The 16,707-nt window shown below is 64.0% G+C and carries 12 protein-coding genes and 1 tRNA gene; 6 read left to right on the top strand and 7 right to left on the bottom strand.

Features of this window, described 5'->3' with window-relative positions; translation table 11 throughout:
* Window positions 1-11: 11 nt before the first annotated feature.
* Window positions 12-4,268 (top strand): DNA-directed RNA polymerase subunit beta', encoded by a 4,257-nt coding sequence (gene rpoC, locus HUK72_RS00155; protein ID WP_176594976.1) that lies wholly within the window; start codon window positions 12-14, stop codon window positions 4,266-4,268.
* Between the two features lie 236 nt (window positions 4,269-4,504).
* Window positions 4,505-4,578 (top strand) — tRNA-Gln (locus tag HUK72_RS00150).
* Between the two features lie 68 nt (window positions 4,579-4,646).
* Here the strand turns inward: HUK72_RS00150 and HUK72_RS00145 are convergent.
* Entirely contained in the window at window positions 4,647-4,964 is a 318-nt protein-coding gene (locus HUK72_RS00145; protein WP_176597671.1) for a thermonuclease family protein, read from the bottom strand.
* Window positions 4,965-5,153: 189 nt separating this feature from the next.
* A complete protein-coding gene (locus HUK72_RS00140; protein WP_176594975.1) occupies window positions 5,154-5,543 on the bottom strand; it encodes a hypothetical protein in 390 nt (129 codons plus the stop codon).
* Here HUK72_RS00140 and HUK72_RS00135 point away from each other — a divergent pair.
* The gene (locus HUK72_RS00135) at window positions 5,531-6,538 is read left to right on the top strand and encodes a DUF2279 domain-containing protein (protein WP_255325570.1); all 1,008 of its coding nucleotides are present in this window, start codon (window positions 5,531-5,533) and stop codon (window positions 6,536-6,538) included. The two genes, HUK72_RS00140 and HUK72_RS00135, sit on opposite strands and share 13 nt — an antisense overlap.
* 130 nt (window positions 6,539-6,668) lie before the next feature.
* On the opposite strand, the gene HUK72_RS00130 is transcribed toward HUK72_RS00135, so the two are convergent.
* The 4 genes from HUK72_RS00130 to HUK72_RS00115 all read right to left on the bottom strand — a co-directional run bounded on the left by HUK72_RS00130 (window position 6,669) and on the right by HUK72_RS00115 (window position 11,637).
* Complete coding sequence (locus HUK72_RS00130) at window positions 6,669-7,061, bottom strand: energy transducer TonB (RefSeq protein ID WP_255325569.1); 393 nt, start codon at window positions 7,059-7,061, stop codon at window positions 6,669-6,671.
* Window positions 7,062-7,482: 421 nt separating this feature from the next.
* Window positions 7,483-9,105 (bottom strand): NAD(P)/FAD-dependent oxidoreductase, encoded by a 1,623-nt coding sequence (locus HUK72_RS00125; RefSeq protein ID WP_176594973.1) that lies wholly within the window; start codon window positions 9,103-9,105, stop codon window positions 7,483-7,485.
* 42 nt (window positions 9,106-9,147) lie between these two features.
* The gene (locus tag HUK72_RS00120) at window positions 9,148-11,172 is read right to left on the bottom strand and encodes a TonB-dependent receptor (protein WP_176594972.1); all 2,025 of its coding nucleotides are present in this window, start codon (window positions 11,170-11,172) and stop codon (window positions 9,148-9,150) included.
* Window positions 11,173-11,214: 42 nt separating this feature from the next.
* Window positions 11,215-11,637 (bottom strand): DUF2946 family protein, encoded by a 423-nt coding sequence (locus HUK72_RS00115; RefSeq protein ID WP_176594971.1) that lies wholly within the window; start codon window positions 11,635-11,637, stop codon window positions 11,215-11,217.
* A 104-nt stretch (window positions 11,638-11,741) separates the two neighbouring features.
* Here HUK72_RS00115 and HUK72_RS00110 point away from each other — a divergent pair, with 104 nt between their 5' ends.
* From HUK72_RS00110 to HUK72_RS00100, 3 genes are all read left to right on the top strand, one after another.
* Entirely contained in the window at window positions 11,742-12,149 is a 408-nt protein-coding gene (locus HUK72_RS00110) for a MerR family DNA-binding transcriptional regulator (protein WP_176594970.1), read from the top strand.
* A gap of 37 nt (window positions 12,150-12,186) precedes the next feature.
* Complete coding sequence (locus HUK72_RS00105) at window positions 12,187-13,989, top strand: acyl-CoA dehydrogenase C-terminal domain-containing protein (RefSeq protein WP_176594969.1); 1,803 nt, start codon at window positions 12,187-12,189, stop codon at window positions 13,987-13,989.
* Window positions 13,990-14,234: 245 nt separating this feature from the next.
* A complete protein-coding gene (locus HUK72_RS00100) occupies window positions 14,235-15,521 on the top strand; it encodes an amino acid permease (protein WP_176594968.1) in 1,287 nt (428 codons plus the stop codon).
* A 49-nt stretch (window positions 15,522-15,570) separates the two neighbouring features.
* Here the strand turns inward: HUK72_RS00100 and dnaJ are convergent, their stop codons facing one another.
* The gene (gene dnaJ / locus HUK72_RS00095; RefSeq protein ID WP_176594967.1) at window positions 15,571-16,701 is read right to left on the bottom strand and encodes a molecular chaperone DnaJ; all 1,131 of its coding nucleotides are present in this window, start codon (window positions 16,699-16,701) and stop codon (window positions 15,571-15,573) included.
* Window positions 16,702-16,707: the final 6 nt, after the last annotated feature.

Raw genomic sequence — 16,707 nt, 5'->3', positions numbered from 1 at the left:
GGACATGAATCATGAACGAACTGACCAACTTCGCGAACCCGGTGCAGAAGCCGGAAACCTTCGACCAGATCCAGATCGGCCTCGCCTCGCCCGAGCGCATCCGATCCTGGTCCTTCGGTGAGATCAAGAAGCCGGAAACCATCAACTATCGCACGTTCAAGCCCGAGCGTGACGGCCTGTTCTGCGCCCGCATCTTCGGTCCGATCAAGGACTATGAATGCCTGTGCGGCAAATATAAGCGCATGAAATATAAGGGCATCGTCTGCGAAAAATGCGGTGTCGAAGTCACGGTATCGAAGGTCCGTCGCGAGCGGATGGGCCATATCGAACTGGCCGCCCCTGTCGCGCACATCTGGTTCCTGAAGTCGCTGCCCTCGCGCATCGGCCTGCTGCTCGACATGCAGCTCAAGCAGCTTGAGCGCGTGCTGTATTTCGAATCCTACATCGTCACCGAGCCGGGCCTGACCCCGCTCGAAAAGTTCCAGCTTCTGACCGAAGACGAACTGCTCGACGCGCAGGACGAATATGGCGAGGACGCCTTCTCCGCCGGCATCGGCGCCGAAGCCGTCAAGCAGATGCTGATGGACCTCGACCTTGAGGGCGAGAAGCAGGCGCTGCTGGACGAGCTGGCCGTCACCAAGTCGGAACTCAAGCCCAAGAAGATCATCAAGCGGCTCAAGGTCGTCGAGAGCTTCCTGGATTCGGGCAACCGTCCGGAATGGATGATCCTCGACGTCGTGCCGGTCATTCCGCCGGAACTGCGCCCGCTGGTGCCGCTGGACGGCGGCCGCTTCGCGACCTCGGATTTGAACGACCTCTATCGTCGCGTGATCAACCGTAACAACCGCCTGAAGCGGCTGATGGAACTGCGCGCGCCGGACATCATCGTCCGCAACGAAAAGCGCATGTTGCAGGAAGCCGTCGACGCCCTGTTCGACAATGGCCGCCGCGGCCGCGTCATCACCGGCGCCAACAAGCGTCCGCTGAAGTCGCTGTCCGACATGCTCAAGGGCAAGCAGGGCCGCTTCCGTCAGAACCTGCTCGGCAAGCGCGTCGACTATTCGGGCCGTTCGGTCATCGTGACCGGCCCGGAACTCAAGCTGCACCAGTGCGGCCTGCCCAAGAAGATGGCGCTCGAACTGTTCAAGCCCTTCATCTACGCCCGCCTCGACGCCAAGGGTCTTTCCATGACCTTGAAGCAGGCCAAGAAGTGGGTCGAGAAGGAGCGCAAGGAAGTCTGGGACATCCTCGACGAAGTCATTCGCGAGCACCCGGTCATGCTGAACCGCGCACCGACGCTCCACCGTCTGGGCATTCAGGCGTTCGAGCCCGTGCTGATCGAGGGCAAGGCGATCCAGTTGCACCCGCTGGTCTGCTCGGCCTTCAACGCCGACTTCGACGGTGACCAGATGGCCGTGCACGTGCCGCTTTCGCTGGAAGCCCAGCTTGAAGCCCGCGTGCTGATGATGTCGACCAACAACATCCTCAGCCCCGCGAACGGCAAACCGATCATCGTTCCGTCGCAGGACATGGTGCTGGGCATCTATTATCTGTCCATGGAACGCGAAGGCGAGCCGGGCGAAGGCATGCTGCTGTCCGACATGCAGGAGGTCCATCAGGCTCTCTATGCCAAGGCCGTGACGCTGCACTCGAAGATCACCAGCCGCGTGCCGCAGACCGACGAAGCCGGCAATCAGTATATGAAGCGCTTCGAAACGACGCCGGGCCGCATGCTGCTGGGCGAATGTCTGCCCAAGAGCCACAAGGTGCCCTTCGACGTCGTCAACCGCCTTCTCACCAAGAAGGAAATCGGGGACGTCATCGATCAGGTCTATCGCCACACCGGCCAGAAGGACACGGTGCTGTTCGCGGACGCCATCATGGCGCTGGGCTTCCGCCACGCGTTCCAGGCCGGCATTTCGTTCGGCAAGGACGACATGGTGATCCCGGACTCGAAGGAAGGCACCGTTGCCGAAACCAAGGCGCTGGTGGCCGACTATGAGCAGCAATATCAGGACGGTCTGATCACCCAGCAGGAAAAGTACAACAAGGTGATCGACGCCTGGAGCCGTTGCGGCGACGTGGTGGCGAACGCCATGATGGACGAGATCCGCGCTCAGCCTAAGGACCCGCAGACCGGCCGCATGGCCCAGATCAACTCGATCTACATGATGGCGCACTCCGGTGCCCGTGGTTCGCAGGCCCAGATGAAGCAGCTCGCCGGCATGCGCGGCCTGATGGCCAAGCCGTCGGGCGAGATCATCGAAACGCCGATCATCTCGAACTTCAAGGAAGGTCTGACCGTCCTTGAATATTTCAACTCGACCCATGGTGCTCGAAAAGGGCTTGCCGACACCGCGCTCAAGACGGCGAATTCGGGTTACCTGACCCGCCGTCTGGTCGACGTGTCGCAGGACTGCACCATCGTCGAGGAAGATTGCGGCACCGAAAAGGCGCTGGAGATGAAGGCCATCGTTCAGGGTGGTTCGGTCATCGCCTCGCTCGGTGAGCGTATCCTGGGCCGCACCACGGCGCAGGATATTGTCGACAGCAAGGACGGTTCGGTCATCGTGCCGATCGGCACGCTGCTCGACGAAGCGCTGGTCGCCCAGATCGAAGCCATCGGCACGCAGGCCGTTAAGATCCGCAGCCCGCTGATCTGCGAAAGCAAGATGGGCGTGTGCGGCAAGTGTTACGGCCGTGACCTCGCCCGCGGTACGCCGGTCAATATCGGTGAAGCGGTCGGCGTTATCGCGGCGCAGTCCATCGGTGAACCGGGCACGCAGCTCACCATGCGGACCTTCCACATCGGCGGCGCGGCGAACTTCAACGAAACGTCGAACCTGGAAGCCATGTCGGACGGCACGATCGAGCTGCGCGACATGCCGACCATCACCGACAAGAATGGTCGCCGCCTGTCGCTCGCCCGCAACGGCGAGATCGCGATCATCGACTCCGAAGGCCGCGAACGCGAAACGCACCGCCTGCCCTACGGCGCCACCGTCCTGATTGCCGATGGTGACCCCGTGGCGAAGGGCGAGCGTTTTGCCGAGTGGGATCCCTTCACCATGCCGGTGATCACCGAAAAGCCCGGTATCGTGAAGTATCAGGACCTGATCGACGGCAAGACGCTGGCCGAGCAAACCGACGAAGCGACCGGCATCGCCCAGCGCGTCGTGACGGAGCATCGTGGTGCCGCCCGCACCAAGGAAGATCTGCGGCCGCGCCTCACTCTGCTCGACGATCAGTCGGGCGAAGCCGCCCGTTACATGCTGGCGGTGGGTGCGACCCTGTCGGTCGACGACGGTGCGCAGGTTCAGGCCGGTGACGTGCTGGCGCGTGTCAGCCGCGAAGCCGCGAAGACCCGCGACATCACCGGCGGTCTGCCGCGCGTCGCTGAACTGTTCGAAGCCCGCAAGCCCAAGGACAATGCAATCATTGCCAAGGTGTCGGGCCGCGTCCAGTTCCTCAAGGATTACAAGGCGAAGCGCAAGATCGCCATCAATCCCGAGGATGGCGGCGAGCCGGTCGAATATCTGATCCCCAAGAGCAAGGTGATCGACGTTCAGGAAGGCGACTATGTCAAGCGCGGCGACAACCTGATCGGCGGTTCGCCTGACCCGCACGACATATTGGAAGTGCTCGGCATCGAGCCGCTGGCCGAATATCTGGTCGCGGAAATCCAGGAAGTCTATCGCTTGCAGGGCGTGAAGATCAACGACAAGCACATCGAGACGATCGTTCGTCAGATGCTGCAAAAGGTCGAGATCATCGAGTCCGGCGACACCACGTTGCTGGTGGGCGAGCAGATCGACCGCGAGGAAATGGACGAGATCAACGCCAAGCTCCAGCCGGGCTTCGCGCCCGCCGCGGGCAAGCCGGTGCTGCTCGGCATCACCAAGGCCTCGCTCCAGACGCGTTCCTTCATCTCGGCGGCATCCTTCCAGGAAACCACCCGCGTCCTCACGGAAGCGGCGGTTCAGGGCAAGAAGGACACGCTGGTTGGCCTCAAGGAAAACGTCATCGTCGGCCGCCTCATCCCGGCGGGTACGGGCGCTGGCATGAACCGCATGCGCGTTGCCGCCTCGTCGCGTGACGCGGCGATGCGGGCCGCGCTGCGCGCTTCCAGCCAGGTCGACCTGATCGCGCCCAAGACGGCTGCTGAAGAACATGCCGCCGAACTGCGCCAGGGTCCGGAAGCGGCCATCGGTGACGATCCGCTGGGCGCTGTCCAGGGTGAGGATTTCACCACCGAGGACATGGAATAAGCGCTTTGAAAATAAGGGAGCCGCTTCCTATCTCGGGAAGCGGCTCCCAGCCCTTCGTACCCTATAAGGGGTCGATGAAGAGCCCGCCGGAAGCGACAGCCTGTCCGGCGGGTTTTCTTTTGGGGTGGCGCCCGGCAAGCCATGAAATTGTCCGGCAAGCCTGTCGCAAACCCTCTTGACCAATCCGGAATCGCCGCCTATTTGCGCCTCTCCGGTGAGCCACTGGCCCACCCTGATGCCCGATCCTCTAATGGTAAGAGAGCGGACTCTGACTCCGTCAATCAAGGTTCGAATCCTTGTCGGGCATCCAGACTTTTCCTCGAAAAGCGCACATCGCCGGCGAAACGCGCTGCGCCGGGCTTCTCTAGGCAAGCCCGGTCATCGCCTCGACAGAAAACGGCATTCCTTCGCCAAACGGCGGCCCATATCCCATGCGGGCCTATAAACGGCCATGCCCTTGCGAAGCTGTTCGCAGGACATGTTGAGCCCTCCGGCATAGACGATCGCGACGGTCCGGCCATTGGCGTCGCGCGCCACCGGAACGATGGTGATGGGATCGCGCAAGGCGTGCTTCAGGCTCTCCTTGCTCTGCCGGGAACTGACGGGCACGCAAGTCCCGCCCTTGCCGCAGCGGCGGGCGACGTCCGGAGCCTCGATGCCCAAAAGCCGGATGCGTTCGCCATTGACGCGCAGCATGCCGCCATCGACCACCGTCAAGGCGGCTGCGAAGAACAGGCCGGTGATCACTCTTCCCGCCCCATCATGATCGGCGCGGCGTCCAGGCTACAGATCATATCCTCTCCCCATCATCGCCGTCCCCAGGCCCAGTCGCGAGCGCGACCTCTCCTTGCTTGCGCGCGCCCCGCCGAATTCCCCAGCCCCACCTCAATTTTGGACCGAGAAATCCATCTGTAAGCCGTCCATCAATCTCTTCACCCGAATTTTTGCAATATTCCAACAAGTCTGTATCGCTTTGACACGAAAGAATAAATTCCCTTCGTTCACCATATGCCATCGGATATATCGGACTGATCGCTCGCCGCCGGATCTGCGCCGCAATCCGCGGGCCGCATCGCGACCGCGACCAAAGCCATATAGCCATGCATATCCCGCCATCTGACGGAGGAAATAAGCATTAATGGACAGCCCAGTACCCATTTTCGCAAATTGTCCCGCATCATCGGTCGGCGCTAATTTATCCCGATAAATCAATAACTCATGCGAAATGACCAAATGGGCATGGGTAAAAGGGGGAGTATGGGATGCACCCTGCATGGACCTTCCTGCCCGCATTGTCGCTGGGCATCGGCTCCACCCCCGCAATCGCGCAAAGTGGCGGCGATCCGAACCTTCGCTCCGGCGCCTCCGGCCAAATGGCCCTGGTGGACACCGCGTTCGACCTTGCCGCCATGACGCCCCAAGCCCCACCTGCGGGCAGCGCACCGCAGGGGCCCGTCGATCCGCAAAGCGCGCCGCCGCCCCCGGACGCCCCGGATAAGGAAACGAAACCGCGCTACCGCTCGCTGGGCAGCCGCATCGGCGCCGCCAAATGGGAAACCATCGGCCTCTTCGCCTATATCACTGCGACGCAGGCCTATTGGACGGACGGCACGACTGATTTCCACTTCAAGGATGAAGGCTGGTTCGGCAAGAACACCAATAATCTGGGCATCGACAAGCTGACCCATGCCTTCAACGCCTATCTGTTCGCGGAATTTCTGGGGGCGCGGATCGCCCGCAAGACCGATGACCGGGCCAGGGCGGCTGCTCCGGCCGCGCTGCTTTCCATCGGGCTGATGCTCTATGGCGAGATGTGGGACGCGCATAAGAAGGACAGCGGCTTTTCGCCGCAGGACGTCCTCTTCAACACGGGCGGCGCAGCCTTTTCGGTGCTCCGCCATACGGTGCCGGGGCTGGAGGAGAAGCTGGATTTCCGTCTGCTGATGATGCCCAATTCAGAGGTCTACAGCTTCAAGGGCAAACGCCATTATGAGCAGCAGCGCTTTCTGCTCTCGCTTGAACTGGCGGGTTTCGAAGGATTGCGAGACGGCCCGCTGCGCTTCGTCGAACTGCAAGTCGGCTATCGCGGCAAGAATTTCACCAATGCGGATCGCGCCGCCGGGATAAGGCCGGATCGCGACATTTTCTTCGGCGTCGGCCTCAACATCAAGCAGCTCTTCTTCCGCAACAGCCGATCGCGCCTGGGACGCGCGATCGGCAGCGGGCTCAACTATTTCCAGCTCCCCTATACCGCCGTGCATGTCCATTGAGGACAAGCGGAAGCTGGAAGAGCGAAGGAGGCGGATGAGCGCCGGCTAACCCGCGCCGCATCGTGCCGCCAACCGGCCCGCTCCTCCAGACTCCGCATCGCGCTCACGCCATCCGGGGGAAGGGCGGCATTCAGCGCGACGCAATCAGAACCGGCTGTTCGCCGCCTGCCCGCGCCAAAGTCTGCGCCCGATGGTCCGTGCGCAGTCGGCTCAGCATATCGTCGCGCTCCCACGCATCATTGGCGACGATGATCCACGCCTCGAACTTGGAATCCGCACCGATTTGCGACGGCAGGGGCGTCAGGCGCCCCATCGTCCTGACCGCCCGCACGGAGATCCTGTCGATGGCGCGCGACGATGAAGGCTGGGCAAGGGCGATGGCTTGGGGCCGTCCCCCCTCATCCAGACGGAACTGGACCCTGGCATAGCCGGTCGCGCTATGGTCGAAATCCAGGCCGGCGGTCCGGCGGATGCTGCTGGTCAGGCGGTTCGCCGTCCGGTCCTGCCATTTTTCGAAGGTCATCTCCTTTTCCGGTGACGCGATGACGGTCAATTGGTCGCCTGGCTGTCTGGCACTCACCCCTGTTGACAGCAGCAGGGATGAGCAAAGCGCCAAAATCAAGGGCTTGGCATGCATGAGGGCCTCCTCTGCCATAATGTCGGATTATTGCTGAAGCGGCTGCGGCGGCATCCTCGCCGGCCGAAAAGCTGCGTGATGTTATATATTACAAAGGCGAGCGATTGAGTAACCAATATAAATGAATGATCTCATCGACATAAATAATATTTCAAAATCCGGCCATATTGTCCCATTTTGATGCAATGCTTCCGCGCCGTCGCAAGGCCCATTCCCAAGTGATTTTAATCAAGCGCTTTTGCGACCGGCGCCGGTCGCCCCGGCGCGTCGACTCGGCGCTTCGGCGGAGCGGCGGCGATGGCGGGAATCAGCCCGCCGCGATGCTCAGGCCCACCGCCTCCGCCGCCTTGATCCCGTCGATCGCGGCGGAGAGGATGCCGCCCGCATAGCCCGCCCCCTCCCCGGCGGGATAAAGCCCCGCGACGTTGAGGCTCTGGAAATCCTTGCCCCGGGTGATGCGGATCGGGGAAGAGGTGCGGGTTTCCACCCCGGTCATCACCGCGTCGGGATGATCATAATGGGCGATCTGGCGGCCGAAGACCGGAATCGCCTCATGGAACGCCTCCAGCACGAATTCAGGCAGGCAGCGCGACAGGTCGGTCATGGTGACGCCCGGCTTGTAGGAGGGGATGACCTCGCCCAGTTCGCTCGAAGCCCGGCCCGCGAGGAAATCCCCCACCTTCTGCCCCGGCGCATGATAGCTTTCCCCGCCCGCGACGAAGGCCATGCTTTCCCAATGGCGCTGCAATGCGATCCCCGCCAGCGGCCCGCCGGGATAGTCCCGTTCCGGATCGATGCCGACGACCAGGCCCGAATTGGCGTTGAATTCGGCCCGCGAATATTGGCTCATGCCGTTGGTGACGACGCGTCCTTCCTCCGAAGTCGCGGCCACCACCCGCCCGCCGGGGCACATGCAGAAGCTGTAGACCGTGCGCCCATTGGCGCAATGATGGGCCAGGCTATAGGCCGCCGCGCCCAACAGCGGATGCCCCGCGCAATTGCCGTAGCGCGCCCGGTCGATCCAGCTTTGCGGATGTTCGATGCGCACGCCGATGGAAAAGGGCTTCGCCTCGATATGCACGCCCCTGGCATGGAGCATCTCGAAGGTCGGGCGGGCGCTGTGGCCCACCGCCAGGACGGCATGATCCGTCTCGATAAAAGTACCGTCGTGCAGGTGGAGACCGCGCAGCTTCCGCGTGCCGTCCGCCTGTTCTTCCAGCTCCAGCTCATCGACCCGGTGCTGCCAGCGATATTCACCGCCCAGCCCCTCGATCTGCCGCCGCATCGCCTCCACCATGGAAACCAGGCGGAAGGTGCCGATATGCGGATGCGCCTCGGTTAGAATATCGTCCGGCGCGCCCGCCGCGACAAATTCCTCCAGCACCTTGCGGCCCAGGAAAAGCGGGTCCTTCACCCGGCAATAAAGCTTGCCGTCGGAGAAGGTCCCGGCCCCGCCCTCCCCGAACTGGACATTGCTGTCGGGATTGAGTTCGGCCCGGCGCCACAGGCCCCATGTGTCCTTGGTCCGCTCCCGCACCACCTTGCCCCGGTCGAGGATGATCGGACGGAAGCCCATCTGCGCGAGGATCAGCCCCGCGAACAGCCCGCACGGCCCCGCGCCGATCACCACCGGCCGCTTGCCCGACCAATCCGGCGACGCCCTGGTCACGAACTTATAGTCCGTGTCCGGGCGCGGACGGATGTCATGATCACCCGCGAAACGCTCCAGCACGCCCGCTTCGTCGGTCAGTTCGACATCGACGGTATAGACGAGCTGGATCGCGTTCTTCCGCCGCGCATCATTGCCCCGGCGCACGATGACATGGCCTAGCAATTCCTGCGGTTCGAGGCCGAGGCGCTCGCAAATGGCGACGGGCATCGCCTCGGCGGGATGGTCGAGGGGCAGTTTCAATCCGGAAAGGCGCAACATCCGCCTGCCCCTAAACCTATTACCGAGTCGGCTCCAGTGCTGTTAGAAGCGGGCCCTTAGCCCGCCATAAAGAGCCCGCCTTTCGATCGGATAGAAGATCGCCCGGCTCGCAGGCGCCAGCTTCGAATAGTCGACCACGCCGCTGATGTCCCCGACCGCCCGCTCGCCGGTCAGGTTGCGCGCATCGAGGAACAGGGCCAGCCCCTTCCGCACTTCCGCCTGCGCGCCCAGGTTCAGCGTCGCGTAATCGCCCGCCCGCTTCGTGTTGGCATAGTCCACCCAGGCACCCTGCGGCAGCCATTCGACAGCAGGCGAGACGCTGAACCGGTCCGTCCCCAGCTTCAGTTCCGCCCGGTAGAAATGGCGCGGCGCCACCGACAAGCGGTTGTCCCCGTAGCGCGCATCGTCGCGGAAGCGGAAATCGCTATATTGATAGACTTGCCGCAGCGTCGCCCAAGGCGTCAGCGTCAGGTCCAGTCCTGCCTCGACGCCCTGATGGCGCGTGCGGCCCGCATTGAAGGTCGCCGCCGGAATGGCGCTGTCGCCCGCGCCATATTGCAGCATCTCGCCGCGAAGATCGGCCCGGTAGATGCTGATGTCCCAACGGGCCATGCCCAGCGTCCCGCGAGTGCCGATCTCCGCTGTCCTTGCCTTTTGCGGCTGGAGCGGGACGAAGCCGACGGCCAGCGTATCGAACTGCGTCTGGCCAAGCTCTATAAAGCCCGGCAATTCCACCGACCGGCTATAGTTCGCATAAAATTGCATCGTCTGAGCCGCATCGAACAGCAATCCGAATTTCGGCGCGAAGGCATCGAACGATACATCGCCACTCCGCGCCGGAGCGAAACGATTGTCCAGCCGCCGCTCGCCATGGGTGTAAATCCCGCCCGCGATCAGCCACAGCCCCGCAAGCGGCGCGATCCTCACCTCGCCATAGCTGTTGATCGTCTGCGCCCGCGCCTTCTGATAGGAGGTCGGTGCGCCGGGTCTGCCGTTCAGATTGACGAACTGACGGAAGCGGCCTTGGCCGAAACGCGCCTGGCCGCCCAGCGTCAGCTCGACCGGCATCCCGCCCAGTTCCCCTGCCAGATCGAGGCTGGCGAATACGCCGCGGTCCTCCGATTTCTGGTCCACGACCTGATAGATCGGATGATTCAGCGCCTTGGCGTTGTAATAGACGCCGAACGCCAGTTCCCCGCTATCCAGCGCGACCGTGGTGCGGTTCTGCAAGCGGATCGAATCGATGTTGCGCGCCTGATCCCCGACAAAATTGCCCTTCGCCGGATGTTCCAGTGCGTCGCTTTCATTGAGCGCGCCCGGCAACTTTTGCCGGATCGTCTGCACGCTGGCATAGAAGCGCGTCTCCACCCGGTCATTGAGCTTCAACCCAACATTGCCGTTGAAGCGCAACGCCTTGCGCCGCCCATGGTCGCGATCGCCATCGGACCGGTCGGCGGTGACGGCCGCCCAGGCGTCGCCCCGCCCGTCGCTATAGCCATAGGCTGCCTTGGCCCGCAGCGTATCGAACGACCCGCCATCGACCCGCATCTCCGCACCCGGCGCCGTCCGCCCGGTCGGCGTCACCGCATTGATCGCGCCGCCCAGCGTCGACCCGCCCAACCGCAGCGCATTGCCGCCGCGATAGACCTCCAAATGCTGGAAGACCTGCGGGTCCAGCTCCTGAAAATCGCCATTGTCGTCGGCCATGTTGATCGGAATGCCGTCCTGCAACAGCGTCAGCCCGCGCATATGATAACCACGCGACAGGCCAGACCCGCGAATGGAAATCCGCACCTCCTGCCCGAAGCGCGGCTGGGTATAGACGCCGGGCGAAAAGCTCAGCGCGTCGCGCAGCGAGACGGCCAGCTTGTCGTCGAAATCCTCGGCGGACACGACATCCACCCCGCCGGGCGTGCGGACGACTTTCGCCGCCGCCTCCTCGACCACGGGGCTGGCGGTGACGATGATCCGGCTCTGCTCCACCGCCTCATCGGCCAAAGCGGGAGAGGACAACGAGCAGGCAAGCGCGCACAACGAAACGCCGCGCGAAACGGAAAATAGGGACATGAACAGACAACCTTACTGAAAAAGCGCAAAAACCGGCGGATTTCAGAAGGCGGCAGGCGGTCCCGAGGAAGGCGGCGGCGGCGCGGCCAGGCGGGCGATCAGCCCGGTCTTGAGCGCGAAGGCAATCGGCCCGAAGCCAAGCTGCCAAGCGGGCAAGGGCAGGTCGGCCAGCACCAGCGGCGGCACCGCCGGCTGCACCGACGCGGCGAAGGGGCAATGCTGCTGCCCCGTCATGCCGTCATCCGGCGTCCGATGCTCGCCCGACGCACCATGCCGGTCGAAGGCACCCCGGTCGACCACGACATTGACCGCGCCCTGCCCTGTGCACAGCGTCACCACGACGCCCCGATCGGTCCGCACTGGCATGAAGCCCGACGGCGCAATGAGCTGGATCGCCAGCACGAGCAGAGCCAGCGCGGCCAACAGGCCCCTCGCGCGCTCCGATCCTCTGATTGCCCCCATCATGGCGCCAGGCTCTAGCGGCGGGGACCGGCCCTGTCACTAGGACAAAAGCGCCATGGCCCATACTCACCTTGACGTAAACGTAAAGCATCGCTACATCACCGAGCATGGACAAACGCACCAGCATCGCCGGCATCGAACTGCCCGATCACAGCGATCGGCAGAGCTATACCATCACCGACCTGTCGGAAGAATTCGGCGTTACCGCCCGCGCCCTGCGCTTCTATGAGGATGAGGGACTGATCGCGCCGGAACGTCAGGGCCTCGCCCGCATCTATTCGCGCCGCGACCGCGCCCGCCTCGCCTGGATATTGCGCGGCAAGCGGGTCGGCTTCAGCCTGTCCGACATACGCGAGATGATCGACCTCTACGACGCTGACGAGGGGCATGAGGAACAGCGCCGCGTCACCATCGCGAAGTGCGAGGCGCGCATCGACCTGCTGACCCGGCAAAAGGACGACATCGACGCCGCCATAGCGGAACTGGCCCAGTTCGTGGCCGTCCTTCACAAATAATCCCCCTCCCCCAGAACAGAATCGTCCGGAGAAGATCATGCCCAGCTACACCGCCCCCATCCGCGACACCCGCTTCGTGCTCGACCATCTGCTGGGGCTGGACCGCTACACCAACCTGCCCGGCTTCGAAAATGCGACCGCTGACCTGGTGGAAGCGATCCTGACCGAAGGCGGCAAGATCGCCGCCGAAGTGCTGTTCCCGCTGAACGCGGTGGGCGACAAGGAAGGCTGCACCCGCCACCCGGACGGCAGCGTCACCACCCCGACCGGCTTCAAGGCGGCCTATGACGCCTATGTCGAGGGCGGCTGGACCACGCTGCACGCGCCGGTCGAATATGGCGGCCAGGGCCTGCCCCATGTCGTCGCGACCGCCGTCAGCGAATATATCCTCTCCGCCAATCACAGCTTCGAAATGTATCACGGCCTGACCAGCGGCGCCGTGGCCGCCCTGATCGCCAAGGGCAGCGAGGAGCAGAAGCGGACCTATCTTCCCAACATGGTGTCGGGCCGATGGACCGGCACGATGAACCTGACGGAACCGCATGCCGGCACCGACCTTGGCCTCATCAAGACCAAGGCGGTCCAGCGCGACGATGGCAGCTATGCGATCAACGGGACGAAGATCTTCATCTCGGCGGGCGAGCATGACCTGGCGGAGAACATCATCCACCTCGTCCTCGCCAAGACCCCTGGCGCGCCGGAGGGCAGCAAGGGCATTTCGCTGTTCGTCGTGCCCAAATTCCTGGTGAAAGAGGACGGCTCACTGGGCGATCGCAATGCCGTCTCCTGCGGCTCGCTGGAACATAAGATGGGCATCCACGGCAACGCCACCTGCGTCATGAACTATGACGGCGCGACCGGCTGGCTGGTGGGCGAGGAGAATAAGGGCCTGGCCGCCATGTTCATCATGATGAACGCGGCGCGGCTGGGCGTCGGTCTCCAGGGGCTTGGCCAGGCGGAGATCGCCTATCAGAACGCCGCTCATTATGCCCATGACCGCCGCCAGGGCCGCGCCCTGACCGGCCCTAAAGATTTGGAGGAGAAGGCCGACACGCTGTTCGTCCATCCCGACGTCCGCCGCATGCTGATGGAGGCGAAGGCGCTCACCGAAGGGCTGCGCGCCTTGATGCTCTGGGGCGCGCTCCAGGTCGACCTTTCCCATCAGGCCGCCACGGAAGAGGAACGGCAGGCCGCCGACGATCTGGTCCAACTGCTGACCCCAGTGATCAAGGGCTATGGCACGGACAAGGGCTTCGACGTCGCGGTGACGGCGCAGCAGGTGTTCGGCGGCCATGGCTACATCTGGGAAAATGGCGTCGAACAATATGTCCGCGACGCCCGCATCGCCCAGATTTACGAAGGCACCAACGGCGTGCAGGCGATGGACCTTGTCGGGCGGAAGCTGGCCATGAACGGCGGCCGGGCGCTTCAGGCCTTCCTGAAGATTGTCGCGGACGAGGTGGCCGGGGCCAAGAGCGACGAAAAGTTGGCACCGCTGGCCGAAGCGCTGGAAAAGGCGAGCGCCCAGCTCGGCGCGGCGACCATGTGGCTGATGCAGAATGCGATGAAGAACCCCGACAATGCCGGGGCGGGCGCCGTGCACTATATGCACATATTGGGCATCGTCGCGACCGGCCTGATGTGGCTGCGCATGGCGAAGGCGGCTGCGGCCCAGCTTGCGACGGGGGCGGAGGACGCCAAATTCCTGGAAGCCAAGCTGGTGACCGCCCGCTTCTTCGCGGAACGCATCATGCCCGACGCCGGAGCGCTCCGCCGCAAGATCGAGGGCGGCGCCGACAGCCTGATGGCGCTCGACCCGGAGATGTTCCTGGCGGCGTGAGCCCGGCCCCGTGACTGGAGTCGGCCATTGGCTGCCATTAAGCGGCACGTGCTCCTGCGCAGGCAGGAGCCCAGTCCTGCCCTTAGTGGATCATTGCACCATCTGAACTGGGCTCCTGCCTGCGCAGGAGCACGGCGCGCTTCAAGGACGGTGTACTTCAAGGAAGCGGACTGTCCGCCAACCACCCAGAAATCGCGCCCCAATCCGCACTGGCCAAGCTCCACCGGCACGGATAGCATTCCGCCATGAACGCCAGCCACGGCAGCATCGGAACCCCGCGCAGCTTGGGCCTGGCCGCCTGCATCGCGCTGGTCATGGGCAATATGATCGGGTCGGGCGTCTTCCTCCTCCCCGCCTCGCTTGCGCCCTATGGCTGGGACGCGGTGGCGGGATGGGTCTTCACCATCGCCGGATCGCTGATTCTCGCCTATGTCATCGCCCGGCTGACGGTGCTGATGCCCGATGCGGGCGGCACCGCGCAGTTCATCACCCGCGCCTATGGTCCGCTCGCGGGCTTCGCGATCGGCTGGATATACTGGATTTCGGTGATCTTCACCAACGTCACCATCGCCGTCGCCGCCACCGCCAACCTTAGCAGCATCCTGCCCGCGCTGAACCGCCCCGGCATTGGCGCGCTCGTCTCCATCGGCTTTCTCTGGGCCACGACCGGCATCAACCTGATCGGCGCGCGGGCGGCGGGCATGACCCAGCTCGTCACCACCGCGCTCAAGCTGGTGCCGATCGTCGCGGTCCTCATCCTGCTCGCGCTGACGCTGGGCAGTGGCATGGCGGAGGTTGCCCCCTTCCCCACCCAGGGCTTCACCAGCGCCGGCATCACCGCATCGGCCGCGTTGACCCTCTGGGCGCTGCTCGGTTTCGAATCCGCCAGCGTCGCCGCCGACAAGGTTCGCGACCCCGCCCGGACCATCCCCCGCGCCACGCTGATCGGCACGGCGGTGACGGGCCTCATCTACCTGCTCGTATGTTCCGGCATAGCGCTCACCCTGCCTGCGGCGGAGAGCCAGTCCGGCTCCCCCTTCGCCGCCTTCGTCGCCCATTACTGGTCACCCGGCCCGGCGCATTTGATCGCCCTCTTCGCCACCATCAGTTGCCTTGGCGCCCTCAACGGCTGGACGCTGCTGCAAGGCGAAGTGCCGCTCGCCATGGCGCGGGGCGGGGAATTGCCGCGCTGGCTGGCCGGGACCAATGGGCGCGGCACGCCGGTCCGCGCACTGCTGCTGTCCTGCATGCTGGGGACGCTGATGCTGATCGCCAACAGCCTGCAGGGGCTGGTCGCGCTGTTCACCGCGATGGCGCTGCTGTCGACCTCTGCCACATTGTGGCTTTATGTTGGGTGCGCGCTGGCGGCGCTCAGGTTCCGGCTGGTGGTTCCGGCGGCATTGGTCGGGTTGGGTTATGCGCTATGGACGCTATGGGGCGCGGGGCTGGTGCCGAGCGGGGCCAGCTTCCTGCTGATGGCGGGGGGCTTTCCCTTTTACGCCTGGGCGCGGCGGGAGCGCAGAAGCAGATAAACTTGGCGCTCCGTACTCCTGCGAATCCCTTAAAAGATATGGGGAGAAATCAATCCCCCCACAATTCCTTGAGCTTGCTGAAGAATCCCGTCGATTGCGGACATTCCTCGCCCGTCTCCGTCTCGCGGAACGCCTCCAGCAATTCTCGCTGCTTGGCGCTCAGCTTGGTTGGCGTCTCGACATCGACCTGGATCACCAGATCGCCCTGCCCGCGCCCGTTCAGCACCGGCATGCCCGCGCCGCGCTGGCGGATCTGCTTGCCCGACTGGATGCCACTCGGAATCTTGATCTCGTGCCGCTGGCCGTCGAGCCCCGGCACTTCGATCACGCCGCCCAGAGCCGCCGTCGTGATGCTGACCGGCGCCCGAGCGAACAGGGTCGTCCCGTCCCGCTCGAAGATCGAGTGCCGCTTCACATGCAGGAAGATATAGAGGTCGCCCGCAGGAGCCCCCCGCGCCCCGGCCTCGCCCTCGCCGGACAGGCGGATGCGGGTGCCTTCGTCGACGCCGGCGGGGATGTTGACGGAGAGGGTCTTGGGCTTGTCCACCCGTCCCTCGCCCCGGCAGCTACGGCAGGGGCTTTCGATCACCTGACCCGCGCCATGGCAGGCGGGACAGGTCCGCTCGACCACGAAGAAGCCTTGTTGCGCTCGCACCTGGCCATGACCATGGCAGGTACCGCAGCTCTTGACCCCAGTGCCCGGCTGCGCGCCGGAGCCGTCGCAGCTTTCGCAAGACGCCGAAACCTCGATCTCGATCTCGGTCTTCTTGCCGTGATAGGCGTCGTCCAGCGTGATTTCCATGTCATAGCGCAGGTCAGCCCCGCGCCGCTGGGCCTGACGCCCGCCGCCGAAACCGCCCGCCGCCTGGCCGAAGATCGTCTCGAAAATATCGCCAAGGTCGGAAAAGCCGCCCGCGCCGCCGCGCCCGCCGCCAAAGCCCGCGCCGCCATTCTGGAACGCCGCATGGCCGAACCGATCATAGGCCGCGCGCTTCTGCGGGTCTTTCAGGCACTCATAGGCTTCGGAAACGGCCTTGAACTTGGCCTCGCTGTCGGTGCAGCCCCCGGTCTTGTCCGGATGATATTTCATCGCCAGCTTGCGATAGGCGCTCTTGATAGCCCCGGCATCCGCCGTGCGCTCAATTTCGAGCAGTTCGTAATAATCGATTTCGGTGCTCATCTCGCC

It is taken from the genome of Sphingobium sp. 15-1 (assembly GCF_013375535.1).
GTDB classification, from domain to species: Bacteria; Pseudomonadota; Alphaproteobacteria; order Sphingomonadales; family Sphingomonadaceae; genus Sphingobium; species Sphingobium aromaticivastans.
Note: the sequence above shows the minus strand (reverse complement) of the source record. Positions and strands in the feature narration are given on the sequence as shown.